This is a genomic window from Peptostreptococcus russellii (assembly GCF_003012055.1).
GTDB lineage: Bacteria > Bacillota > Clostridia > Peptostreptococcales > Peptostreptococcaceae > Peptostreptococcus > Peptostreptococcus russellii.
This window is the reverse complement of sequence record NZ_JYGE01000007.1, coordinates 242,451-268,422: the sequence shown is the minus strand read 5'-3', so window position 1 is coordinate 268,422 and position 25,972 is coordinate 242,451. Positions and strand designations below refer to the sequence as shown.

General features: G+C 31.9%; 21 protein-coding genes. All 21 read right to left on the bottom strand.

The features are described from left to right. Nucleotides 1-211: 211 nt before the first annotated feature. A complete protein-coding gene (locus UF10_RS08995; RefSeq protein WP_106777486.1) occupies nt 212-1,282 on the bottom strand; it encodes a S1C family serine protease in 1,071 nt (356 codons plus the stop codon). A 425-nt stretch (nt 1,283-1,707) separates the two neighbouring features. Continuing rightward, entirely contained in the window at nt 1,708-3,054 is a 1,347-nt protein-coding gene (locus tag UF10_RS08990; RefSeq protein WP_106777485.1) for a glucose-6-phosphate isomerase, read from the bottom strand. Nucleotides 3,055-3,309: 255 nt separating this feature from the next. Next, entirely contained in the window at nt 3,310-4,914 is a 1,605-nt protein-coding gene (locus UF10_RS08985; RefSeq protein WP_106777460.1) for an NAD(P)/FAD-dependent oxidoreductase, read from the bottom strand. Nucleotides 4,915-5,216: 302 nt separating this feature from the next. Then, nucleotides 5,217-5,591 carry a hypothetical protein gene (locus UF10_RS08980; protein WP_106777459.1) on the bottom strand — a complete coding sequence of 125 codons (375 nt, stop codon included), beginning with the start codon at nt 5,589-5,591 and terminating at the stop codon, nt 5,217-5,219. Nucleotides 5,592-5,616: 25 nt separating this feature from the next. Further along, on the bottom strand, nt 5,617-6,798 hold the full coding sequence (locus tag UF10_RS08975) for an SEC-C domain-containing protein (protein ID WP_106777458.1): 1,182 nt from the start codon (nt 6,796-6,798) through the stop codon (nt 5,617-5,619). Nucleotides 6,799-6,941: 143 nt separating this feature from the next. Continuing rightward, a complete protein-coding gene (locus tag UF10_RS08970) occupies nt 6,942-7,454 on the bottom strand; it encodes a hypothetical protein (protein ID WP_106777457.1) in 513 nt (170 codons plus the stop codon). A gap of 80 nt (nt 7,455-7,534) precedes the next feature. Beyond that, complete coding sequence (locus tag UF10_RS08965; RefSeq protein WP_106777456.1) at nt 7,535-9,409, bottom strand: hypothetical protein; 1,875 nt, start codon at nt 9,407-9,409, stop codon at nt 7,535-7,537. 261 nt (nt 9,410-9,670) lie between these two features. Beyond that, a complete protein-coding gene (locus UF10_RS08960) occupies nt 9,671-10,168 on the bottom strand; it encodes a type II secretion system protein (protein WP_106777455.1) in 498 nt (165 codons plus the stop codon). A 198-nt stretch (nt 10,169-10,366) separates the two neighbouring features. Beyond that, nucleotides 10,367-11,419, bottom strand: a complete 1,053-nt coding sequence (locus tag UF10_RS08955; RefSeq protein ID WP_106777454.1) for a type II secretion system F family protein — start codon at nt 11,417-11,419, stop codon at nt 10,367-10,369. 30 nt (nt 11,420-11,449) lie between these two features. Continuing rightward, nucleotides 11,450-12,694: a GspE/PulE family protein gene (locus UF10_RS08950; protein WP_106777453.1), complete on the bottom strand. Its 1,245-nt coding sequence runs from the start codon at nt 12,692-12,694 to the stop codon at nt 11,450-11,452. Nucleotides 12,695-12,837: 143 nt separating this feature from the next. Further along, a complete protein-coding gene (gene yihA, locus UF10_RS08945; RefSeq protein WP_242969097.1) occupies nt 12,838-13,491 on the bottom strand; it encodes a ribosome biogenesis GTP-binding protein YihA/YsxC in 654 nt (217 codons plus the stop codon). Nucleotides 13,492-13,650: 159 nt separating this feature from the next. Continuing rightward, entirely contained in the window at nt 13,651-15,963 is a 2,313-nt protein-coding gene (gene lon / locus UF10_RS08940) for an endopeptidase La (protein WP_242969096.1), read from the bottom strand. A 504-nt stretch (nt 15,964-16,467) separates the two neighbouring features. Further along, nucleotides 16,468-17,730: an ATP-dependent Clp protease ATP-binding subunit ClpX gene (clpX, locus tag UF10_RS08935; RefSeq protein ID WP_106777451.1), complete on the bottom strand. Its 1,263-nt coding sequence runs from the start codon at nt 17,728-17,730 to the stop codon at nt 16,468-16,470. 105 nt (nt 17,731-17,835) lie between these two features. Then, nucleotides 17,836-18,420 carry an ATP-dependent Clp endopeptidase proteolytic subunit ClpP gene (clpP, locus tag UF10_RS08930; RefSeq protein WP_106777483.1) on the bottom strand — a complete coding sequence of 195 codons (585 nt, stop codon included), beginning with the start codon at nt 18,418-18,420 and terminating at the stop codon, nt 17,836-17,838. A gap of 234 nt (nt 18,421-18,654) precedes the next feature. Further along, a complete protein-coding gene (tig, locus tag UF10_RS08925) occupies nt 18,655-19,938 on the bottom strand; it encodes a trigger factor (RefSeq protein WP_106777450.1) in 1,284 nt (427 codons plus the stop codon). Nucleotides 19,939-20,279: 341 nt separating this feature from the next. After that, nucleotides 20,280-20,753: a metallophosphoesterase family protein gene (locus UF10_RS08920; protein ID WP_106777449.1), complete on the bottom strand. Its 474-nt coding sequence runs from the start codon at nt 20,751-20,753 to the stop codon at nt 20,280-20,282. Between the two features lie 72 nt (nt 20,754-20,825). Then, complete coding sequence (rph, locus tag UF10_RS08915; RefSeq protein WP_106777448.1) at nt 20,826-22,208, bottom strand: ribonuclease PH; 1,383 nt, start codon at nt 22,206-22,208, stop codon at nt 20,826-20,828. Nucleotides 22,209-22,234: 26 nt separating this feature from the next. Next, complete coding sequence (gene ligA, locus UF10_RS08910) at nt 22,235-24,307, bottom strand: NAD-dependent DNA ligase LigA (protein WP_106777447.1); 2,073 nt, start codon at nt 24,305-24,307, stop codon at nt 22,235-22,237. 141 nt (nt 24,308-24,448) lie between these two features. Next, entirely contained in the window at nt 24,449-24,913 is a 465-nt protein-coding gene (bcp, locus tag UF10_RS08905; protein WP_106777446.1) for a thioredoxin-dependent thiol peroxidase, read from the bottom strand. 74 nt (nt 24,914-24,987) lie between these two features. After that, a complete protein-coding gene (gene mscL / locus UF10_RS08900) occupies nt 24,988-25,392 on the bottom strand; it encodes a large-conductance mechanosensitive channel protein MscL (RefSeq protein WP_106777445.1) in 405 nt (134 codons plus the stop codon). A 314-nt stretch (nt 25,393-25,706) separates the two neighbouring features. Further along, entirely contained in the window at nt 25,707-25,961 is a 255-nt protein-coding gene (locus tag UF10_RS08895; protein ID WP_106777444.1) for a hypothetical protein, read from the bottom strand. Nucleotides 25,962-25,972 lie beyond the last annotated feature (11 nt).

The window sequence follows — 25,972 nt, the reverse complement described above, 5'->3', positions numbered from 1 at the left end:
TTATTTGACTGTAAGATACCCTTCTTACAATTACTATTATAGTTACTTTTGAGGCTATCTATTACCGAGTTGTGTGGAAATAAAAAAGAAGCTAAATAATATTATTTAGCTTCTCAAATGTTTAAAATACTTGTTTTTTAAAATTATTTTTCTATTTATTTGTTAGTATTCGCCATACTATGTGGGCGATTTTAATCACTCTAGCATTTAATTATGATGTTTTGAGATTTACCTTCTTGGATTCTCTTATTACCTGTATGTTGAAGTTCTTATCCTTTGTATACTCATACATCTTCTTGCTTACATCTCCCATGTTCTTGATGTCCTTGCCATCTATGCTGACTACTATATCTCCTGGCTTGATTCCTGCCTTTTCTGCTACTGATCCGCTCTGTACTGACTTGACTACTACTCCGTTGTCTACTCCTAGGTTCTGTCCCGTATATGATACATAGCTCTTAACGTCTAGTCCTGTAATACCTAGTACTGGTTTTTTGTAGTTTTTGTCTTCTATTACCTTCTGAACTATTGTCTTAGCTGTGTTGATAGGTATAGAGAAGCCTAGGTTGTCTGCATTTGCCTTTACTGTGTTGATACCTATTACCTGACCTTCTTGATTTAGTAGAGGTCCTCCGCTGTTTCCAGGGTTGATACTTGCATCTGTCTGTATTAGTCCAGACATATTGGTATTTTCTGTAGATACATCTCTGTTTAGACCGCTGACTATACCTTGAGTAACTGTTGTCATAAGGTCTGTTCCTAGTGGGTTTCCTATTGCTATTGCTATATCTCCTACTTTGACTTCATCGCTATTTCCTAGTTCTGCTGGCACTAAATCCTTCTTGTCGACCTTTACTACTGCAAGATCTAGTGTTGTATCGTACCAGATGACGTCTCCCATCGTTGATTTGCCTTCTTCATAGATTACCTTCACGTTCTTTGCTACACCGTCACCGACCACGTGAGCGTTTGTCAGTATGTACCCTCTCTTGTCTACTACAAAGCCTGTTCCGCTTCCCTGTACTGTCTGTTTTACATTGAAGAAGTTGCTTTCTTGTATTGTCTCTGATATTATTCCGACCACAGACGGCGATGCCTTCTCAGCTACTGCTTGATATACGTTTTGATTTTTTGTTTCGCCTGAGTTTACTATCTTCACATTGTTTTGCTGTGCTTTTAGATCTGAAGATTTATCCTTCATCATATTAAATGTAAGAACACTGCTTGATATTGATGATATTAAGGCTACTACTATCACGCTTATTATACTTTTTGTTTTCATTAAATTCATCCTTTCATTTATATGTTTTCTCTTTTTTGTATTATCTAGATTATATAAGCATTTTCTTAAAATAAACTTAAAAAAACATTTAGGATAAATTAAGGCTATTGCTAGGATTCTAGCATTTTTTCTTGAGTGAATGAGAATATTTATTATTTTGTACTTTAAAGTATATTCTTCTCTTTTAACTAGTGTATATCTACATAAAAAGAGACCTATGAATTTCATAGGTCCCTATATTTAACTAATTATCTCTAATTCTTATACTATTGTATTTTCTAGACTTAAGATTTTACAAGCTTTAAACTTAAGATTTTACAAGCTTAGATATAGCTATCTACTCTATATCTTCAAAGCTATAATATTTTATACTATCTCTATAAAACTATTGTCTATAAGATTAATACTTCTAGTGTTTTCTATATTTACAGTCTTGCCTCTAGTTTTGCCTTTTCTTCTTCATATCCTGGCTTTCCTAGTAGGGCAAACATATTTTTCTTATAGGCTTCTACTCCTGGTTGGTTGAAAGGATTTACTCCTAGCATACAGCCGCTCAATCCACAAGCTATCTCGAAGAAGTAGACCATCTGACCAAATGTATATTCATCTAGTTTTTTCACATTTAGCACTAGGTTTGGAACTTCTCCATCAGTATGTGCTAGTAGTGTTCCTTCAAATGCCTTGTGGTTTACATAATCGACAGTCTTGCCTGCTAGATAGTTTAGTCCATCTAGGTCGTCTTTGTCCACTTTGATTTCAAGGTCTCTTCTAGGATTTTCAACATTGATTACTGTTTCAAATATAAATCTTCTTCCATCTTGTATATATTGTCCCATAGAATGTAGGTCAGTAGAGAAGTTGACAGATGCAGGGAATATTCCCCTATTGTCCTTTCCTTCACTCTCTCCAAATAGCTGTTTCCACCATTCTGAGAAGTACTGAAGCTGTGGCTCATAATTGACCATTAGTTCAGTTTCTTTTCCTTTTCTCTGTAGGATAGTTCTAGCTACTGCATACTGATATGCTTCGTTCTTTGATAGGTCGTCTGTAGAGTAGTTCTCTCTTGCATCTGCAGCACCTTTCATCATAGCATCAATATCAAAGCCCGCTGCTGCTATTGGAAGTAGTCCTACTGCTGTAAGAACTGAAAATCTTCCCCCAACATCATCAGGTATTACAAATGTTTCATATCCTTCTGTATCTGCAAGAGTTCTCAGTGCACCCTTGGATGCATCTGTTGTTGCATATATTCTCTTTGCAGCTTCTTCCTTGCCGTATTTTGCCTCTAGATTTTCCTTAAATATTCTAAATGCAAGTGCAGGCTCTGTTGTAGTACCTGACTTGGATATTATATTTACTGAATAATCTCTATCTCCTATTAGATCTATCAGGTCTAACAGATATGATGAGCTAATACTGTTACCTGCAAAGTATACTTCTGGAGCATTTCTATCTTCCTTCTTTAGATTGTTCTTAAATGCACTTCCAAACATCTCTAAAGCTGCCTTTGCTCCTAGGTAAGAGCCACCTATACCTATTACTACTAATACGTCTGAATCTGACTTAATCTTTTCTGCTGACTTTTTGATTCTTGCAAATTCTTTCTTGTCATAATCAACAGGAAGATTTATCCACCCCAAAAAATCACTTCCCAAAACTTTGCCTTCATGAAGTAAATTATGTGCCACACTTACAAATGGCTGCATTGCTTCAATTTCTCTCTTTTCAACAAATGTTTCTGCCTTACTAAAATCAAATCTTAAATTACTCATAATACTCTCCTTACTCATATCGATTTCTATCTTGCCATAATCACATAGCATTAAAATTGTCTTCTTTCTTATAGTTACCCATCATCAACGGTCTTTATTGATATATTCACTATATTGCAAATACTTGGCTATAAAGTGTATATATATCACTATCAAATACCATCTATGATATATTATAACACTTTTTTGAAGTTTTATTTGTAATTTCTGTGTTTTTTGATATTTTTTGGAGCTTTTTGGTAATTGTCAGTATTATTAAATATTTCTTGGAGAAAACTTTTCTATTATTTTTTCGGCACACTTAATACCGTCAACTGCTGCTGTTACTATACCACCAGCATATCCAGCACCTTCTCCACAAGGATATAGATTTTTTGTATTTACTGATTCTAGTGTTTCAGAATCTCTCTTAATTCTGATTGGTGAAGAAGATCTAGTCTCTATACCTGTAAGTACTGCATCTTCCATTGCAAATCCGTGAAGCTTATGATCTAACTTTACAATACCATCTCTCATAGCTTCCACTACAAAATCTGGTAGGCAATTTGATAGATCTGTCATAGTTAGCCCTGGCTGATATGATCCTTTAACACTTTTGATAGATGTAGATGCCTTTCCTTCTAGGAAATCTCCCACTAACTGAGCTGGTGCATTGTAGTTTTTTCCACCCAATTCATATGCTAACTTTTCGTATTTTTCCTGATACTCTATACCTGCTAGAGGGCTATCTGACTCAAAGTCTGATGTTTCAATATTTACCAATAGTCCACTATTTGCATTTTCTAAATCTCTCGCGTGTTCACTCATACCGTTTGTTACTAGATGACCTTCACTACTTGCAGAGGCTATTACACTTCCTCCTGGACACATACAGAAAGTATATACACTTCTTCCATTATCTGCATGAGCTGTCAATCTATAGTCTGCAGCACCTAGCTTTGGATGATCTGCAAACTTTCCATACTGAGTTTTGTTTATCATTTCCTGAGGATGTTCTATTCTCGCTCCCATTGCAAAAGGTTTTTGCTCCATCTCAACACCATTTTTGTATAGGCTTCTATATGTATCTCTAGCACTATGTCCTATTGCTAGGATTACGTGCTGAGTAGGAAGTACTTCCTTGTCATTTATTACTACTGCTACTAGCTTGCCATCTTCAATCTGTATATCAGTTACCTGAGAATTAAATCTAACTTCTGCACCAAGATTTATCATTTCTTCTCTCATATTTTTGATAACACCCTTTAGTATATCTGTACCAACGTGAGGCTTATGAGAGTATTGGATATCTTCTGGAGCTCCAAAGTTTATAAATTCAGATAAAACTTTTTCACATCTTATATCCTTTAGTCTTGTAGTTAGTTTTCCATCTGAAAAAGTACCTGCTCCACCTTCTCCAAACTGTACATTAGAATTTGCCTTTAGCTTAGAGTTTTTCCAAAAGTCATCGATATCCTTTGTTCTTGTATCTACGTCTGCTCCTCTTTCCAATAATATTGGTGAGTAACCTCTCTGTGTCAACAATAAAGCTGCAAAAAGTCCTGCTGGTCCAGAACCAATTATTACAGGTCTATGCTCTAGTTCTTCACTACCAACCTTTATATCTCTATATTTATTAGTCTTGATCTCTACGCAGTCCTTTGGCTTAAACTTCATCAATCTCTTTTCATTATTCACCTTTACATCTACTGTATATACTAGACTGATTTTCTCATTTTTCTTTCTAGCATCTATTGATTCTTTATATATGCTGTAATACTTGATTTCGCCATCTCTTATCTTTAACTTTTTACAAAGTTTTTTTCTAACTAACTCTATTGAATCGTCTATATCTATCTTTATATTTGATACTCTTAACATAACTTCTCCTCTTAATATACGCTTTTATTAACTGTATATGCCAATAAAAGTAATATTGTAACAACTAATTTTTGTATTATTTCAATATAATAAGAATAGTTCATAGTATTCCTCCTTTAATAATGTTTTATATTATCATCCTGTATTTCTTATATAACCATATAAGAAGGCATAAAACAAAATCGAAAGAATTTTCTAAAAATTATTCAATATATTGATTTTCCAAGTCTTTATCCAAGTCTACTTGACCCTTATATTATCTAGCAAATTTAAAAGGAGGCTAAAGATAGCCTCCTACAATATTACTCGTTTGAAATCATTCCTCTGATTACCTTCATGTTGTTGAATATCTTCTCTACAAAGTCCTCAGCAATTTCATTATCAAGTAGTTTTATTTCTAAGTTTTTATCGTTTTCTATACCTTTATCTGCACAGTAACTATGAGCTATTTCTAATATGTTCTTCTTTTCTTCTTCAGTCAATGAATATTTCTTATAATCCACTATTACATACTGAAGTAGTTCTTGCTCTCCTGATTTGTTATATCCTATCTCTATATGATATATAACTGCATATAGATTTTCCATACTTTCTTCGCCATTATAAACTGGCACTGCTGGATTGGATTTTACAAAACTAGTTGCAACAGGTATACTATTTCCTATTTTTAGCTTCATATTGCCTCCCACGGTAATATATTAATTATTCACTTATAGATACTAAAGAAGTTATTTCTTTATTTCTCTTAGCTAGAGTGCTTGCACTTACTCCATAGTTCTTCGCTATAGCAGTTTGAGTTACACTTTCTCCTATTGATTTTCTATAGTGATATTCAAGACCTGATGCCCATCCATTTTCAGAACCAGTAATCTCAGTCTTTCCTGCTACATCTTTCCATAGCTTGATTACAGCTTCAAGAACAGATGAATCTTCTATCTTTTCCTTTAATATCTTAGTCATCTCATCTTCTTGTGAGTTAGATACTTCATCTGCTGGCTGAGTTTCTTCTACAGTTTCTTCTTTTGCTTTAGTTTCTTCTGTATTTTCAGCTAGATCTTCTGTTTGAGTTTCTTCAATATTTTCGGCTGACTCTTCTTTACTTGATTCCTTTGATTCTTGATCATCATCTTCAGATTCAACATAGTCGCTCATCTGTAATAGCTGTACTATATATTTATAGAAGAATAATGTATTAACCATTACAAAGTATTCCATACTTACCTGATTTGGCTTGCTGCTTTCATAAGCCTCCATAATACTATTGTATATTACATCCTTAGTTTCGGCTTGAATTCTTATAGTAAGGTCTATCAATATATATGTATCATCAATTAATACTGGTCTTGCTATTAGATAGTCACCCTTAGTAAATTCACCCAAAATCTTTGAGTCTAGAGTATTATATTTCTTTCCTGTAAATAAATCCTTAATTGTTACTTCTCTTCCATCAACGCTATCTATTTCAAATAAGCTTGGGTAAGAATTTACACAATTTGATATTATTCTCTTTTCTGTGCTATTGAACTTCTTCTTATTTAATATGTATATAGCAGGAGTCATATCCTTGCCAATTACATAATCATATGAGAAGTATGACGCAAAAAATCTAGCCGCAGCTTCATCATCCTTTGTATTTTCATCAAAAAATGTTTCCTTAGCTTCTTCTTGATGCTTTCTTATTTTATCGTCTTTTCTTATTAACTCCTCTAAGTATCCACTTAACTTTACTATAGATTCAGTATACTTTTTATCAATTTTTTCCTTTTTGCTGTCTAAAGCCTTGTTATTTAGTATTTCTACCTTATCAACCTTATCTTTATCCATACAACAGTTTTTATATTTTTTTCCACTTCCGCAGTAACACTTATCATTCCTTTTTAACATCTTTATTGCTCCCTAATATTAGATTGTATTACTCATAATAATACGATTTCTCTATTATTATACGAGTTATTTCTGTGTATTTAGCTTTTACACAGTGGTTTTATTATATCACATATATCAAGGATTGAAAATACTAAACATACCTATTTAGGAAATAAGTTAACTAATATTGTGTATTCACCAGTTTTCTCATACTTATTGTACATTATTTGATCTATTTTTACTTTTTTGTTTTGTTTATCTAGGTAATTTATAAATTTTATAAAGTCTTTATTTTCACCTCTGAGCATTATTCTATATTTATTTTCATTTTCTTGGCTAGCTTTTTCAATTGATACTATATTAGGATCCATTGAAGCTTCTTGATAGAAGTCTCTGTTGCTATTTTTTTCTAGCTTAGACTTTTCGTTATTGTCCAAATCTAGATTTTCCCCTCTTTTTCCTATAGTATCCGTGTCCTTTTCTTCATAACTATCTATCTCGCTACTATCAGCCTGAGCTATTTTAGTTTTATCATCTATCTTCCCACTATCAATATACTCGATTTCACTTTTCAGGGCAGTGTTTTTTTGAGTATATGGAGATAAAATCAAGGCATTAAGAAGAAAGATTGTAGTTACAAGCATAATAGATATGGCAAATTTTTTCTTATCCATTATTTTCTCCTATTTCTTTTGCTATCTTGTATTCTCTTTGATACTTACTTCTATATTTATGATTTTTGCTAGATTTACTTTTATATTTTTATGCTCATTTTTACTATATATACTTTTATTTTTTCTCCATTACTGCTATCACTATCCTTGCCATTTTTATCTTTTTCTTCTTTATTTTTTCTTCTATTTCTTATTTTATCGTCTTTTTCTTCTTGATCTTTACTTTTTTCTTTATCTTTACTTTCTTCTTTTTCTAAGGCTTTATCTTCTTTGTATTTTTCCCTATCTCTTTCATTTTTATAATTATTTATATTATTTTCTTCCTTATTTTTTAGCCTATCTTCTCTGTTGTTATTATCATATCTATCTGGGCTAGTTTTTTCTACTGCTATTTTTTCTGTTTCTTCTATCACTTCTATACTTTCAATACTTTCTTCTGCATAGGAGTATAGATATTTATTATATTTTTTTAAGATATTTTCTTTTTCTTTTTTACTAGTTTTTTCCCAGCAGTTTTTTTGACCATTTTTTTCTTCAAAATCTTTTTTTCTGGCTTCTTCTTTACTGTTTTTTTCTTCAGTATAGTCTTTCCTGCCTTGATTACTTTTTTCTTGATTGTTTTTTTGCCTGCCTTCTTCTTTATCTTCTTGATCAACTTTCTCTTTGAGTTTTCCTTGATTATTGTTTTCTTCCCTGCTTTTTTGATTACCTTCTTCATTATTTTCTCCTATACCATATATCTGCTCTGCTTCATTAAGAGAAATCTCTTCTGTCCTTATATATTCTAGCTCAGCACCCTCTAAGGCTTTTTCTCTTAATATTGATTTAATTTGTGACTTATCTGAAAGAAGAAATTCAAATACTATTTTTTCTTGATCTATATCTATATTTTTTACTTTTTTCGATAAAACTGAAGAGATATCATATACTTTCCATATATCTACACCATAAATATTTTCAAAATTTTTATTCTTTCTCAACCCTTCTTCTCTATTTTGATTTATAGCTGTCTCTTTTTTCGTTTCTTTTTCATTTTCAAGGCTTGTGTTTTTAGCCAATACATTTACAGTTTTTATAGATGTTATTATTAAAATCAAAAAAAGTAATTTTAATACTTTCATATAAAATGATTTTGATTCTTCTTTTTCATAAAAATTACAGATATCTTTTTTCTTAGTCTGTAACTTTTCTATAAGAGCATATTTCCCGAGATACTTTTTGAAAGTTACTTCTTTTTCTAGTAGTTTATATCCTTGATTTTCCTTATTTCCAAAGCAAAGTATGCTTTTGCTTCTAGAAAGATATGATATTAGAGATGAATCTATATACTCAGTACTGATTGTCATCATACTTTCTACTTTTGATTTTTCTTTTATATATAAAACTATATCTTCCTTTCTAAATTCTAGGATAGGAATAGTTTTTTCTTCATTCTCATCAGATATATCCATACTGTCTACAATATCATACGATGCATATATTTCTCTACATTTTTTCTTGGATAGTTTACTTATATTTTTCATAAGTTCAATAATATATCTTGGGAATATACATATCCTAAATTTGCTGAAATCATCATTTATTTTTTCTATTTTTTCATAGTGCTTTATAAATTTTTTAGAGTCCAGACCTTTGATCTGACTCAACTTTATATCTATTAAATTTTCCACTTCTTTTTTGCTTGACTTAGATAGGAGTTCTACATCCATCAGTAGAACTTCACTGCTCTGAGCTACACATATTAATTCAGCAATTTTTATATTATTTTCAAGCTCTAATACTCTTATTTTATCACATATTTCAAAGCAAAGTTGATTTAGCTTATAGCTGGTATTTTTTATTTCAGAAGGGTAGTATCGGTCAAGCACTATATTTATCTTGTCCTTTTTTCCGTCTACAACTAAGAGACTGTATCCATTTGTTTCAAATATTACATATAAACTGCTCAACTTCATACTATCCTCCTTTTTAACTACTTTAAACTAATATTAATCAATTTTTAAAACTCATTTTAATTACTTTTAAACTCTTTTAAGTCACTGTTATCTTATCCTATTTTTTAAATATTTTTAAGTTATTCTAGCCATTTTTCAAAGTCTTTTTAATCAATTTAAGCCTTTTAAATTCCTTTTTATTTATCTTATTTGTTTTACAAAATATTTTTAATTATTATCAAGTCATTTTAAATTACTTTTAAATATTTTAACTAATCAATTTTAGTCATTTAATGAGGACTTATTTTTATCAGGTTTTGGGTAAAATGTTTTTTCTCCTACCTTTACCAGTATATCTCCGCCTTCTTGAGCATCCTCCAATATACTAAATTCCTCCTTCTTTTCACTTTGAGGCTTGGGAACTCTATTCAAGTAATGTTTTTCTTTTAGTTGAGTTACATTTTTATATACCTCTGCTCCGTCTCCATTTTCTTTTGACATATAGGCAGCTGTGGCTATTACAGATGCGTTTGCATAATCAGTATTTTCCTTTGCCATTTTCTGAGCACCATTATATTTTATAGCTACTATTCCAGACAATATACCTATAATTGTTACCACTACTATCATCTCTATCAGTGTAAAGCCCTTTCTTCTTTGACATTTTGACCTTAAAGTATTGTTTATTTCCGTTTTCTGACCTAGTCTTTCACTTACTTTATTGTAATCTAAGATTTTAATATCTTTCTTACTATTTGATTTTCCAATCTTTTTTGACATAACTACCACCTTTCTAAAAGCACTTTATTTTCTGATACTTCTACAAATAACACTGCTTGTCTTTTATATGCCCTTTTAAGTTAATCTCCTTACTTTGACTCTATTTTTGCAGTTTTAGTTATTTGCTATCTTACACTTCAGTAAATAATACTTTTATATTTTCTAGACCCTGTAAGTAAATATAAAACTTGCCTTATTCTAGGATATACTCGATATAATATCAAACATAGGAGATAGCAACACTATCATAGTTGCTCCTATTAATACTCCCATCAAAACTATCATTACTGGCTCAAACATTTTGATAAAATTTTCTAGTTCAATATCTAATTCCTCTTCATAATATTTTCCGACAGTATCCAAAGCTTCATTGAATCTACCAGCCTCTTCACCTGATTCTATCATTGATATAAAAATCCTAGGAAATATACCTGATAGTTCTAGGGAGTCAGTTACATTGTTGCCCTTTTCTATATTATTTTTAGCTATTTTGAGTCTATCCTCTGCATAGCTATTGTTTAATATTTTGCTTGATATATCTAGTGCATCAACAATATGTACTCCACTATCTAGCAATATACTCAAAACTCTTGAAAATTTATCTGATATAATAAGGACATTTATTTTCTTGACTATGGGTATTTTAAAGAGAGCTTCATCTATCCATAACTTATATCTATAATCTCCTTTAACTGAATTAATAATATAGCCAATGATAGCCACTACACTTATGAATATATATACTATATTTTTCCTTAGATAATTAGATATAGCAAATACTCTTCTAGTGGAACTTGGAAGCTCCATACTTTCTATAGAAAATGCCATCTCGAAGTTTGGAATGACAAAGAGCATCACAAAATTTAGTGCAATAATGGAAACTATTATTAATATAACTGGGTATATTGAAACACTTATAATTTTAGACCTTAATTTATCTTCACGCTCATAATATATAGATAATCTCTCTAATATATAGTCTATATTTCCACTTATTTCCCCAGCGTGAATCATATTAACGAAAAACTTGGAAAACTGATTGCTATTTGCAAATGATTCGGCTAGACTTTTTCCTGACTCTATATTTTTCTTGCTTATATTTAAAGCTCTTGCCATATTTATAGAAGAGGATCCTATTATTGTTTCAAATATCTTCACTATATTACAGCCAGACCTAGACATACTGGACATCTGCCTGCACATTATTTTTATTTCCTTATCCTTTAGTTTTTTCTTATCAAATATCTTCATATCACCACCTCTAAATAAAGTGAAATTATACTAAAAGTCCTTTATGGAGTCTTCAAAGCTAATCATTCCACTTTTTAATGCAACTTCCTTGATATATTCTATATCCTTGTCTGACACTATTGCTTCTTGAATCTCCTTATTTATTTTAAGCAGCTCATATATAAGCTTTCTTCTTGATATATTTTTGCTTGAAACTAATTTTTCATTCTTGCCTTTTGATTTTACCAACCTTTGTGATACTACTCCCAAAAGGCTTGCCTTGATAAGATATGGCTCTATACCCATATCCCTGAGTCTTGCTATAGATGATAGAGCATCATTGGTGTGGAGCGTACTGATAACAAGGTGTCCTGTAATTGCTGCTCTAATTGCTATTTTGGCTGTTTCATAATCTCGAATTTCCCCCAAAATAATTACATCAGGATCTTGTCTCAAGATAGCTCTTAATCCATTGTCAAATCTTATTCCCGACTTTAAGTTGACCTGTATCTGATTTACTCCTTCAATCTTGTACTCTACAGGGTCTTCTATTGTCATAATATTTATATCCTGATTCTTTATTTCATTTAATATGGAATATACAGTTGATGACTTGCCACTTCCTGTTGGTCCAGTAATCAGCAATATTCCAGATTTCATTGTAATTATTTCATCCATTATTTCTATTGCTTCTCTTGAAAATCCAAGGCTTTTTCTATCCTGAATAAAGTTATTTCTATCCAATATTCTAAGTGCCAACTTTTCTCCATAAACAGTCGCTATACAGCCAAGTCTAATATCTACATCAAAGCCCTCCTTGTAGTAGCTAAACCTTCCATCTTGAGCTATTCTTTTTTCTGTTATATCACAAGATGCTTTTAACTTTATTATTGTGGACAGTTCTATATAATCTTCTATGGTATATCTGCTGACATTTATAAGATCTCCCTCTATCCTGTATCTCACACGAGCATAAGAATCAAAGGGTTCAATATGTATATCACTTGCTCCCCTTTTTACAGCTATTTCTATTAGATTTTCAAACATCAACTCAGCATAATTTTTATCATTTCTATCACTTCTTTTATAATATTCGCCTATATTTTTAAGTATCTCCTCCTCACTTTTTTGGATAACTATTATTTCTCTGTTTGATATTATCCTCAGATTATTTATAAGATTTATATCAAAAGCCTTCATCTGAACGGTTAATTCCTTGTCGTTTATACTTACTGGAAATATGGTGTTTGAATATGCATATTCTACATTAATTATATTTGACAGAAGCTTATCCATATCTTTCTCCTTTATTTATATTCTGTGTATACACTTACAGTAATATAGTCTTTTTTATAAAAATATCTAATCTTATTTCAAATTATATTTTGCAAATAAAAAAGACAACACTGCAAGGCAATGTTGTCTTTTCATTTTATATATTATTCTTGTGAAGACTCTGTATTATCTTCTAAAAATTCTATTTTTTCTTGACTTGTATCTTTTGAAGATTCTTCTGTTGTTATTTCAAATCCATGAGATTCATATTGGAATACTATTTCATCCCAAAGATCCAAAATACCAGATCTTTTAGATGATGACGTAAATATTATTTTTTCATCATCCTGCATATCCAACTTCTTTCTGATGATACTTCTGTGTTTGTCATACTGTCCCTTAGATATTTTGTCTGCCTTTGTCGCTACAACTATGCAGTTATATCCAAAGAACTTTATCCAATCATACATCATTTTATCATCTTCCGTAGGCTCATGTCTAACATCCACAAGTAGTAAAATCGCACAAAGCTCATTTCTACCTGATAGATACATCTCCATAATCTCGCCCCATTTGCCCTTTTCTGTCTTGGCTACTTTTGCGTATCCATAACCTGGTAAGTCTACAAAGAAAAACTCCTTATTTATTAAATAAAAGTTGATTGTTCTAGTCTTTCCAGGAGTCTGGGAAGTACGTGCAAAGCTCTTTCTATTCAAAAGTCCATTTATCAATGATGACTTTCCAACATTTGATCTCCCTGCAAGTGCAATTTCTGGTATTCCATCAACTGGATATTGACTTCTATTGACTGCACTCATAGTAATTTCTGTGCTTTTCACCTTAACTTTAGGATCTCTTTCTTCTTTTTCTTTATTCTTTCTAGTGTATGGATATGGAGCATCTCCACTTTTTTTAGTCTTTTTTGCTTTTAGTTTCTTTGCTGTATTCTTAGTTTTATTATTTGCCACTATCTCACCCTATTTCTCTAGTAAAGCTACATCAAGAACTTCTTGCATCTTCTCTACTAGTACAAATTCTATATCATCTCTTACATTTTCAGGGATTTTCTCTAAGTCAGATTCACAATCCTTTGGTAGGATTATCTTTCTTATTCCCATTCTGTATGCCGCTAGTACCTTTTCTCTTACTCCACCAACTGGAAGTACTCTACCTCTTAGAGTAATCTCACCTGTCATAGCAATATTTCCAGGTACTGGTCTATTTGTAAGTGCTGATATAGTTGCAAGTGTCATAGTGATACCTGCTGAAGGCCCATCCTTAGGAGTTGCACCTTCTGGAATATGTATATGTATATCCTTTTCTTTATAGAAGTTTTCATCTATACCTAATTGGTCAGAAATTGATCTGATATAAGAAATACCTGCTCTAGCAGATTCTTTCATTACATCTCCCATCATACCTGTCAATACTATATTGCCTTTTCCTGGAAGAGCACTTACTTCTACTTCTAGAGTTACACCACCTACTGCAGTCCAAGCTAGTCCATTTACAAGACCTACCTGAGGCTTAAGATCAAGTGGATCTTCCTTGAACTTTTCAGCTCCAAGATACTTAACTATTAGCTCCTCAGTCATCTTTACTGGCTGAAGGTCTGGATTTTCTGCCATTTCTTTTACCACTTTTCTACAAAGTTTGGCAACTGTTCTTTCTAACTGCCTTACACCAGATTCTCTAGTATATCTACTTATTAAGAACTTTATTGCGTCATCATCCATTGTTATAAAGTCTTTTTCTAATCCATTTTCTTTTAGCTGCTTCTTTAATATATATCTCTTTACAATCTCTAACTTTTCTTCTTCTATGTAACCTTCTATATCTATTACTTCCATTCTATCATATAGAGGTCTAGGTATCTGTCTTAGATCATTTGCTGTTGTAATGAACATTACCTTTGATAAATCAAATGGTAGTTCTAAGTAATGATCCACAAAGTACTTGTTCTGTTCTGGATCTAAAACTTCAAGCATAGCTGAAGTTGGATCTCCCTTAAAGTCATTTGACATCTTGTCAATCTCATCAAGTAATATTACAGGATTCTTTGTCTTTGCTTCCTTGATAGAGTTGATTATTCTACCTGGAATAGCTCCTATATATGTTCTTCTATGACCTCTTATTTCAGCTTCATCTCTTACACCACCCAAAGATATTCTTACAAATGGTCTTCCAAGAGATCTTGCAACAGACTTTGCTATTGATGTTTTACCTACCCCTGGAGGTCCTGCAAGACATATAATAGGTGACTTTAGATTTCTAGACAGCTTTCTAACTGCCAGATACTCAAGTATTCTTTCCTTTACATCATCTAGAGCATAGTGATCTTCATTTAATATTTTTTCAGACTTTTTAATATCAAATCTATTTCTAGACTCCTTATTCCAAGGTAGAGAGAATATTGTATCCAAGTAATTCTTTGATACATTATAATCAGGTGTACCTAGAGGAGTTCTTTCAAACTTTTCTATTTCCTTTTCTATCTTTTCATAAGTTTCAGCTGGAACCTTCAATTTTGCTAGCTTTTCCTTGTACTCACTTACTTCGCTACCTTCTGCAGTATCTCCCAGTTCTTTTTGAATTGCCTTTAACTGCTCTCTTAAATAGTAATCCTTCTGAACCTTATTCATTTGCTTTCTTACATCTAAACTTATCTTCTTGTCGATTTTTATTACGTCTATCTCGTGAAGTAGATATTCATAAAGCATCTGCATTCTTTCTTTGATGTCCAAAGTAACTAATATCTTTTGTCTATCAGTAAACTTTAAAAATAAGCTTGATGCTATGATATCAGTTGTCATAGAGAATCCCTGTGAATCAGTAAGATCCATAGATGCATCTGATGGTATATCTGCTGCTATACTAATATATTCCTCAAAGCCCTTCATCAATCTTCTTGAATATGCTTCTAAGTAATTGTTATCTTCTTCATCAAATCTATCTTCATCAAATTCTATAGGTGTTATTTTTCCCACCCAAGCATCATTTTCGTCTATTTTCATAGATTCAAGTCTAGCTCTTCCTATTCCTTCCACTAATACTCTAATTGAAGAATCAGATGTTCTCATTACCTGCTTTATACTACATATAGTACCTATGCTATATACATCTTCTAATTCAGGATCTTCTATTGAAGAATCGAATTGACTGACTAGGAAAATCTTCTCGTCATTTATCATAGATAGCTCAAAGCTCTCAATAGAGTTTAATCTTCCTATATCAAAAGATTGTAGTATACATGGAGAAATAGAAATTCCTCTCAATGGTATCATAGGCATCTCTATAGTTTCCTTGTAGATAATTACCCCATCTTCTGATCTTGAGACTTCTTTTGAAGCCTTATCATCTTCATTTATTTCTTCTGCAATTTCTATATTGTTTTCTACTTCATCAAACATATCGTCCAATGATTTCTTTATATCTTCATCATTTTTATTCGCCATAATTTCTCCTTCCCGTTGCATCCTATATGCAAGTCGTATATTATTAGCAGTCTAAATATTTCTTAAATGTAATCCTTTTACTTACATAAGCAAGTAGGTGTATTAACTATTATATATATGTGTATACCTAAATTCAACATCTTTCTACCAAAAATTTGCAAATTATTGTATTTTTTTGTAAAAATATGCTTCTTATATAGATTTACCTGCAAAAAATAGACTATTATAATATGTTTTACTAATAAAATTCTCTTTTAAAATTATGCTTTATTTTCTTTTTTTTTAAAAATAAAGAAGTGGCTCAAAAGAGTCACTTCCTAAATTCAAATAATTATTATCCTATGAAATAGGTTCATCATTTACAATATCATGTATATCTTTGTAAACTACAAGAGGATCTGCCCCATCTTCTATACACTCTTTTGTTACAACTACCTTTTCAACATTTTCCATAGACGGTATTTCATACATTGTGTCCATCAATGAATGTTCTATAATACTTCTAAGACCTCTAGCCCCTGTATTTCTTTCTATTGCTTTTTTAGCTATAGATTTAAGAGCTTCTTCATTGAATTCTAACTCAGCATCATCATAATCAAATAACTTTGTATACTGATTTACTAGTGAGTTCTTTGGTTCAGTAAGAATTTTAACTAAAGATTCTTCATCTAATAGATCTAGTGTTGCTATTACTGGTATTCTACCTACAAACTCTGGTATTAAACCAAACTTTAGTAAGTCATCTGGAATTACCTTTGAATATAGCTTTCCAAGATCCATATCAGTTTTACTCTCTATTTTTGCACCAAAACCTAGTACTTTTTCATTACTACGCTTTTGGACAATCTTTTCTATTCCGTCAAATGCACCACCTAGTATAAATAAAACATCAGTTGTATCGACCTTTAAAAATTCTTGGTGCGGATGTTTTCTTCCACCTGTTGGAGGAACATTTGCTACTGTTCCTTCTAGAATCTTTAGAAGTGCCTGCTGTACACCTTCACCACTTACATCTCTTGTGATTGAAGGGTTGTCAGACTTTCTTGATATCTTATCTATTTCATCTATGTAGATTATTCCCTTTTGTGCTTTTTCTATATCGAAGTCAGCAGCTTGAACTAGTTTCAACACTATGTTTTCAACGTCTTCACCTACATAACCTGCTTCAGTAAGAGAAGTTGCATCTGCTATAGCAAATGGTACATTTAGTATCTTTGCCAAAGTCTGTGCTAACAAAGTCTTACCTGAACCTGTTGGTCCTAGTAAAAGTATGTTACTCTTTTGAATTTCTACATCTTCTGATTTTTTTCCACTATATATTCTCTTGTAGTGATTGTATACTGCAACTGAAAGTGCCTTTTTTGCACTCTTTTGCCCAATTACATAATCATCCAAAATATCCATTATTTCTTTTGGCTTTGGAAGATTACCTTCTAGGATTTCTTCTGAATCATCCATTTCTTCCTTGATGATCTCACCGCATAATTCAACACATTCATCACAAATATATACACCAGGACCAGCTATTATTCTCTTTACTTGGTCTTGGTTTTTACCACAAAACGAACATCTATACTGTTTGTTGTTATCTTGCTTAGGCACTCTATCACTTCCTTTCACTGTGAATAATCCTGTTTATTTCATGATTTCAACTCTAGCTTACAATATTGTAGCTATAACTACATTATAACACTAGTCTTGCTATTTTTATACACCACTAGAAATTACTTCGTCTATTAGACCAAAGTCCTTAGCTTCTTCTGATGTCATAAAGTTATCACGTTCAGTGTTTTGCTTTACAATATCTAATGGCTGTCCTGTTCTCTCAGATAAAATATCATTTAACTTCTTCTTGGTATTCAACAAGAACTTTGTATGTATTTCTACATCAGTTGCCTGCCCCTTTGAACCTCCAAGTGGCTGGTGAATCATAATTGTACTATTTGGTAGAGCATATCTCTTGCCCTTAGCACCCGCTGCTAGTAAAAATGCACCCATTGATGCAGCCATACCAACACATATAGTGCTTACATCTGGCTTTATATACTGCATAGTGTCATAAATTGCCATTCCAGCCGTTACACTACCTCCTGGAGAATTTATATATAGATGTATATCTTTGTCTGGATCATCTGCTTCTAGAAATAATAACTGAGCTACTATTAAGCTTGCAGTTGTATCATTAACTTCATCTCCTAAGAAGATAATTCTATCTTTTAGAAGTCTAGAATATATGTCATATGATCTTTCTCCTCTACCATCTTGTTCTACTACATATGGTACTAATGCCATATCTGCACCTCCACTTCTCAATTTTAGATAAAGACCACAAAACTTTGTGGTCTTTATCATTATATATATTACTCTTTATACCTAAATATAACCTATACTAAACGTTCTTTGGCTATATGTATAATTTTTTTATAATAAACTATATCAATACCAGCTAAAAATACACTTAAATTCCAAAACATTTTAGCTAGATTATGCTATTATATAAACTCGGTAATTTTATTTTATCACTAACTACTTAATCTTTGCAGCGTCTAATAAAAGTTCTACAGTCTTATCATTTTTAATTCTATTTTTCATTCCTTCTATTTCAGTATCACCGATAGCTTCTTTGATCTTTTCTATTTCCATATTGTACATAGTAGCAAAGTTTTGCATATCCTTTTCAAGATCTTCTGCAGTTACTTCTACGTTTTCCATTTCAGCTATCTTTTCGATTACTAGAGTATTCTTAACCATGTTTTCAGCTTCTTCTCTTCTAGCTTCTCTTATATCTTCTATAGTCTGTCCTGAAAGTTCAGCGAACTTTTCAAGAGACCATCCCTGATAGCTTAACTGCATATTTATTTCTTCTAACTGTCTGTCTAGCTGAGTTTCAATCATTGAAGCTGGTATGTCTATTTCAACACCATCAGCAACAGCGTTTACTACTGCATTCTTTAATTCGTCCTTAGCATCCTTATCAGCCTTTTCCTGAAGCTTAGCCTTGATATCATTCTTTAATTCTTCTAATGATTCAAATTCAGTTGTATCCTGTGCAAAAGCATCATCTAATTCTGGAAGTTCCTTTTTCTTAAGGTCATTTACAACTACCTTAAATACTACTGGCTTTCCTGCAAGTTCTTCTGCTGGGTAGTCTTCTGGGAAAGTAACGTTTACGTCAAATTCTTCTCCAACTGGCTTTCCTATCATTTCATCTTCAAATCCTGGTATAAATGATCCAGAACCTACTTCTAGTGAGTATCCTTCAGCAGTTCCGCCTTCAAATGCTTCACCGTCTAAAGTTCCTGCAAAATCTATGTTTGCAATTAGTCCATTTTCTACTGGACCTTCAACGTCTACCATTCTTGAATTCTTTTCAAGAAGAGCGTTTAATTCATTAGTTATTTCTTCTTCTGTTACTTCTTTTTCTATATTTTCAACTTCAATTCCCTTGTAGTTTTCAACTGTTACTTCTGGCTTAGTATCAACTATAGCTATTAAAGTTAATGATCCGTCGTCATTGATTTCCTTTATATCTAGGCTTGGCTGACTTACTACGTCTAGTTCTAGTTCTTCAACTGCTGAAGGATATACTTCTGGTAAAATTATATCTAAAGCGTCATTGAAAAATACTCCCTTACCGTAGTTCATTTCAATTATCTTCTTTGGAGCCTTACCCTTTCTAAATCCTGGTATATTGTATCTAGACTTAGTCTTATTATAAGCCTTATCTATAGCCTTTTCAAATTCTGCACCATCAACAAATATTTCAAATTTTACAGAATTACCTTCTTTGTTTATTAATTCAGATTTCATTAAATTTTCCTCCTAAGTTTAATCTCTATAATATTCTTCGATTGTCATTATATAAAAACACAATTCAACCATTTAATTATACTATAAAATACTTGAAATTGCACCCACTTTTACAAATTTGTCCACATTGATTAATTGTTTTTTACAAAATACTATATTAAATCATATAAACTTCCGCAATAATGATATTTCATTTATATTGTGCTTTTAAATAAATTTTTATAAATACTAGTTAGATTTTATAACAATTTTAACTAGTAACTCTATCTTACCATAAAGTTTGACTTTTTGAGCACTTTCAAAGCTTTTTTAAAAGTTATTTAAAAAGTCTTAGCTCTTTTTTACAAAAACCTGTACTCATATGTGAAACTTCCATTTTCTATATCCATAATTACATAGCTTTTATCTATTCCGTCACGTGGAAGAGACAGACTTCCTGGATTAATCATTTGGACTCCCATAAGCATTCTATCTTCTTTTACATGAGTATGACCAAATATTGCTATTTTTGCAGATTTCTCATGTGCTATATCCGCAAGATTTCCAAGTCCATACTTGACGCCGTACTTATGACCATGAGTTAAAAATATTTTAACTCCTTCAACTTCAAAATCTATATCTCTTTCTACATTTTCAAAGTCACAGTTTCCAGCTACTGCTATTACAGGTTTTTCTGTTCTTTCCTTTAGATATATTGAATCTCTAAAGTTATCCCCCGCGTGAATTATCAAATCTATGTCTTTTTCTATTATTGGAACTATTTTATCCATATATTTTTTTACACCGTGGGAATCTGATAATATTAATATTTTCATATTTTGCCTACTTTCATAATTAACTATTGCTCAATTTCTAGATTTTAACTATAAAGTAGCCAATTATTGATACTATATAGTTCTTGAATCTATTATGTTTTCTAGCTGTATCTTCATCTTTTCAAGGGCTCTAGATCTATGGCTAAAGCTATTTTTTAGCTCACTAGGAAGCTCTCCAAATGTTTTATCATATCCATCTGGAATAAACATACAGTCATATCCAAAGCCATGGCTTCCTCTTTCTTCCTTAGCTATTCTACCATCTACTACACCACGAGATAGGATTTCTTTACCATCTGGAAATACTACTGCTATGACACATACAAATCTAGCAGTTCTCTTGTCCATAGATACACCTTCTAATTCTTTAAACATCTTAATTCTATTTTCTTCATCACTTGCATTTTCTCCAGAGTATCTAGCTGAGTGCACTCCAGGTCTTTTGCCTAATGCATCAACTTCTATACCTGAATCGTCTGCTATAGATATTTTTCCAGTTTCTTTTGCTATTCTTCTAGCCTTTATAAGAGCATTGTGCTCAAAAGTCTTTCCATTTTCAATTATTTCTATATTTTCAAGACCAAGATCTTTTAAAGACTTGATTTCAAAATCAATGTCAGACAAAAGTTTTTTGATTTCTTCAAGCTTATGTGCATTTCCAGTTGCTATTACAGCTTCTCTTTCATATTCACGCCCTATGATAGAATCTGCTACTTCTGCTAGAATTTCTCTTTGTTTTCTCATTAACTCTTTATTACCCTTTTCAGCGTATTCTAAAATCTTAGTTAGCTCATCTTTTGTAAAGGGTCTTTCTTCTCCAGTTCCCTGTATTTCAATAAATTCGCCTCTATTATTCATTACTACATTTGTGTCAACCTCTGCGTTTGAGTCTTCTTCATAGCAAATATCTAGTCTGACATCACCATCTACAACTCCAACACTGATAGCTGCCATCATTGAATGAATTGGCATTTTTTTAATTTCATTATTTTTGTATAGAGTGTATAAAGCATCCGCAAGTGCCACGTAAGCTCCAGTGATAGATGCTGTTCTAGTTCCACCATCAGCCTGTATTACATCACAATCTATCCAAATAGTTCTTTCACCTAAAGAATTCAAGTCTACTACCGATCTTATTGCACGTCCTATTAAACGCTGGATTTCTTGGCTTCTACCGTCTACTTTTCCCTTGTTAGAATCTCTTCTTTTTCTCTTTTGAGTTGCACTTGGAAGCATTGAGTATTCCGCACTTATCCAACCACTTCCTGTACCCTTTAGAAAAGGTGGTACTCCATCTTCTACACTAGCAGTACATATTACTTTTGTTTCTCCTACTTCTATAAGCACAGACCCTTGAGAGTATTTTGTAAAGTTTCTAGTTATTTTTACATCTCTAATTTCGTCAAGTTCTCTTCCATCAGGTCTTACACTATTTACTGAATTATTATTTCCCATTATTATATACTACACCCCATTTTCAATTATTTATTAAGAATATCCAATATCTCTTCTTGAGTATTCATATCAAGCATAGACTTGAATGTGTCTTCATCTATTACACTCACTCCTAGTTTTTCTGCCTTTTCTAGCTTTGAGCCAGCCTCTTCGCCTGCCAAAACAAAACTTGTAGACTTACTTACACTGGAAGTTGCCTTTCCCCCTCTAGCTTCTATAAGCTCTTTTGCTTCATTTCTTTTCATAGTTGGAAGCGTTCCTGTCAGAACTATCTTCATCTTATCAAATATTTTAGCTATATCATCATATTTATTATGATTTGCTTCAAAGTTAAGACCTGCTTGGCGTAACTTTTCTATGGTTTCTATATTTTTATTTTCTTGGAAAAACTTAACAACACTATCACTCATCACTTCTCCAAAATCTTCTATGTTTACTAGTTCTTCTTTTTTGGAATTCATTATTTCATCTAAGTTATTATAGCTGGCAGCTAACTGTTTAGCTCCCTTAACTCCTACAAACTTAATTCCTAATCCATTGATTAGTCTCCAAAGTTCATTTGACTTTGATTTTTCAAGAGAATTCATAAGGTTTTCTACGGATTTTTCTCCCATTCCCTTAATTGGAATTAGCTCCTCTGGATTCATATAGTATAAATCTTCCATTTTTTCTATTATTTTTTTATCCAAAAGCATAGTAATAATAGACTCTCCCATACCGTCTATATCCATAGCATCCCTTGATACAAAGTGTATTATACCTCTTCTTATCTGTGCAGGACAAGATATATTTATACACTTTACAGCAGACTCACCCTCTATTCTCACTGTTTCTTCACCACACACTGGACAAGTTGTCGGCATAGTGAATATTTTTTCCTCGCCAGTTCTATCTTCTTTTGAAACTTCTACTACTTGGGGTATTATCTCTCCTGCCTTTTGAACTATTACCATATCACCGATTCTTATATCTCTTTCATTGATATAGTCCTCATTGTGAAGAGTCGCTCTAGCTACAGTTGTTCCTGCCAATCTTACAGGTTCTAGTATTGCTGTAGGTGTGATAGTTCCTGTTCTGCCTACCTCTACTTCTATATCTTTTAACTTTGTCTTCTTCTTTTCTGCTGGGAACTTAAATGCAGTAGCCCATCTCGGACTCTTAGCTGTAAATCCTAGCTCTTCTCTTTGTTCTATTGAATCTACCTTGATAACCATACCATCTATATCAAATCCTAGCTTATCTCTGTGTTCAGTCCAGTAATTAATATGCTCTATCACATCGTCTATCTTCTTACATACTTTATAGTCTTCACTAACAGTAAATCCAAGGGACTTCATATATTCAAAGGACTGGCTATGATACTCTAGCCCTAAATCTTCAATATTTTCTAGATTGAAAATAAATATATCTAAAGGTCTCTTAGCCGTAAGCTTTGAGTCTAGCTGTCTAAGTGAGCCTGCCGCAAGATTTCTTGGGTTTGCATATGTTGCTAGCTCATGTTCTTCTTGATAGTTATTGATCTTCTCAAAACTTTCCTTAGATATATATACCTCTCCCCTAGCTATTAGCTCTCTTTTTTCATCTATCTTTATAGGTATTGATTTTATAGTTTTTATGTTTTCCGTAACATTTTCTCCTATATAACCATCCCCTCTAGTCGCCCCTACTGATAGGTATCCGTCTTCATATGTCAAGCCTACTGACAATCCATCTATTTTAAACTCAACTACATACTGCACTTCACCAGAACAGTTTGATCTCACTCTTTTGTCAAAGTCTCTAATTTCACTCTCTGAAAATACATTAGAAAGACTCAACATTGGATTTTTATGTGTATAGCTTTCAAATTTAGAAAGAACTGCTCCGCCAACTCTTGAAGATGGTGAGTCTGCCTTTTTAAGCTTTGGAAAGCTCTCTTCAAGATATATCAAAGACTTCATTATTCTGTCATAGTCATAATCTGATATCTCAGGATTATCCTCATTGTAATAGAGATTGCTGTGATAATCCAACTTTTCTATAATAACTTCCATTAATTCCTTTGCTTCTTTTTCATCTAATTTTGCATTTATTATATCGTCATAATTTAATTCTTTCATAATCATCTCCTAAAAATAGTCTTACATTTCATTTTATCACAATTTAGCATTGCCTTTCCATAGTTATTACATTATAGGCAACGAAAAATGCTGTTACAGAGTAACAGCATTTCTATTGAGTAAATATTAGTTTTGAATAGTCTATTCTAAAAATCCAGATTTTATTACATCATCTGCATTTGTAGTTGCTTTCATTTTCTTTCCGTCCATTATATCGACTATGTTACCCTCTTCATCAATTAAAAAAGTTGTTCTAACTACGCCCATATAAGTCTTTCCAAACATCTTTTTTTCTTTCCATATACCATACTTTTGGATTACTTCAGTCTCTGGATCAGAGAGTAATACAAATGGTAACTCATGCTTATTTGCAAAATTAGTATGAGATTTTATTCCATCCTTACTAATTCCAATGACCTCTGCACCCTTTTCAATTATCTGAGGGTAATTGTCCCTAAAGTTACAAGCCTGCTTAGTGCAGCCTGGGGTATTATCTTTTGGATAAAAGTATAATATGACCTTCTTACCCTTGTAATCTGATAAGCTGACACTCTTGCCATCTTTATCTTGAAGAGTAAAATCTGGTGCCTTATCTCCTATATTCATAAATTACCTCCCTTAAATTTCTCTATGTTATCTTTATACCCAGATATAAGTAATTTAAAATTTTAAAGTTGATTTTATGATTCCTTTTTTTCTTTAGATAATAAATCTCTTATTTCAACTAGAAGTTCTTCAGATGTAGTAAGTGCTGGAGCTTCCTCAACTACTTCTTCTTCTGTTACTATATTGCCCTTTATTCCATTTATAAGCTTAATAAATGCAAATATAGACAGTGCTATAATTAAAAAATCTATAATAGACTGTAAGAAAGCTCCGTATTTGAACTGAGCATTCCCAAACTCGATCATCAAACCTGATATGTCTGTACCACCTGTAATAATTCCTATAAATGGTGTTATTATGTTTTCAACCAAAGATGTTACAATCTTTGAAAAAGCACCACCTATAACAACACCGACTGCCAAGTCAAGAACATTTCCCTGCATAGCAAATGCTTTAAATTCCTCAATAAATTTTTTCATAAACCTTTGTGACACCTATGCGCCACATCCTCCTCTCCTTATTTGTTTTTAAAATAAATTATATTGATTGTATACCCCTATTTATTAAAATAATTCTATATTTTCAATATTATTATGAAAATACATATATTTATTTAGAATTAAAAATAGATTTGTTTTATGAATTTCATTTTATTTTAATAATTTTTAGAAAATTTCTTCTATATTATATTTCAGATATAATATAACATACTATTTCGCTTGTTGACAATACAATTGCATAATAAAAAGATAGGCTTTTAAAAGCCTATCTCAAAGTATCCATATATAACTTTCTATTCTTCTGAAGAATCTTCTTCCTTAGCAAAGAACTCTTCATATAATGCTTCACACATATCTACTGGAGTTGCCTCTGGTATAAAAGGTGCCTTGTAAGTCTTAATATAAAGAACCACAGGACCACTTACCTTATAAACATCCAATTCTATTTCTTTTTCTTCTGTTTCTTCAATCAGTCTGTAAACAAACATAAATGAACCTATTTGGTATCCACTTAAGTTAAATTCATTTACTTCTATTCTGTTTTCCATTTCACACCTAC

Bases quoted from the DNA above. Each gene is read 5' to 3' on its own strand.
- UF10_RS08995 (WP_106777486.1), bottom strand. From the start codon at position 1,282: ATGAAAACAAAAAGTATAATAAGCGTGATAGTAGTAGCCTTAATATCA.
- UF10_RS08990 (WP_106777485.1), bottom strand. From the start codon at position 3,054: ATGAGTAATTTAAGATTTGATTTTAGTAAGGCAGAAACATTTGTTGAA.
- UF10_RS08985 (WP_106777460.1), bottom strand. From the start codon at position 4,914: ATGTTAAGAGTATCAAATATAAAGATAGATATAGACGATTCAATAGAG.
- UF10_RS08980 (WP_106777459.1), bottom strand. From the start codon at position 5,591: ATGAAGCTAAAAATAGGAAATAGTATACCTGTTGCAACTAGTTTTGTA.
- UF10_RS08975 (WP_106777458.1), bottom strand. From the start codon at position 6,798: ATGTTAAAAAGGAATGATAAGTGTTACTGCGGAAGTGGAAAAAAATAT.
- UF10_RS08970 (WP_106777457.1), bottom strand. From the start codon at position 7,454: ATGGATAAGAAAAAATTTGCCATATCTATTATGCTTGTAACTACAATC.
- UF10_RS08965 (WP_106777456.1), bottom strand. From the start codon at position 9,409: ATGAAGTTGAGCAGTTTATATGTAATATTTGAAACAAATGGATACAGT.
- UF10_RS08960 (WP_106777455.1), bottom strand. From the start codon at position 10,168: ATGTCAAAAAAGATTGGAAAATCAAATAGTAAGAAAGATATTAAAATC.
- UF10_RS08955 (WP_106777454.1), bottom strand. From the start codon at position 11,419: ATGAAGATATTTGATAAGAAAAAACTAAAGGATAAGGAAATAAAAATA.
- UF10_RS08950 (WP_106777453.1), bottom strand. From the start codon at position 12,694: ATGGATAAGCTTCTGTCAAATATAATTAATGTAGAATATGCATATTCA.
- yihA (WP_242969097.1), bottom strand. From the start codon at position 13,491: ATGAGTGCAGTCAATAGAAGTCAATATCCAGTTGATGGAATACCAGAA.
- lon (WP_242969096.1), bottom strand. From the start codon at position 15,963: ATGCCTATGATACCATTGAGAGGAATTTCTATTTCTCCATGTATACTA.
- clpP (WP_106777483.1), bottom strand. From the start codon at position 18,420: ATGGCATTAGTACCATATGTAGTAGAACAAGATGGTAGAGGAGAAAGA.
- tig (WP_106777450.1), bottom strand. From the start codon at position 19,938: ATGAAATCTGAATTAATAAACAAAGAAGGTAATTCTGTAAAATTTGAA.
- UF10_RS08920 (WP_106777449.1), bottom strand. From the start codon at position 20,753: ATGAAAATATTAATATTATCAGATTCCCACGGTGTAAAAAAATATATG.
- rph (WP_106777448.1), bottom strand. From the start codon at position 22,208: ATGGGAAATAATAATTCAGTAAATAGTGTAAGACCTGATGGAAGAGAA.
- ligA (WP_106777447.1), bottom strand. From the start codon at position 24,307: ATGAAAGAATTAAATTATGACGATATAATAAATGCAAAATTAGATGAA.
- bcp (WP_106777446.1), bottom strand. From the start codon at position 24,913: ATGAATATAGGAGATAAGGCACCAGATTTTACTCTTCAAGATAAAGAT.
- mscL (WP_106777445.1), bottom strand. From the start codon at position 25,392: ATGAAAAAATTTATTGAGGAATTTAAAGCATTTGCTATGCAGGGAAAT.
- UF10_RS08895 (WP_106777444.1), bottom strand. From the start codon at position 25,961: ATGGAAAACAGAATAGAAGTAAATGAATTTAACTTAAGTGGATACCAA.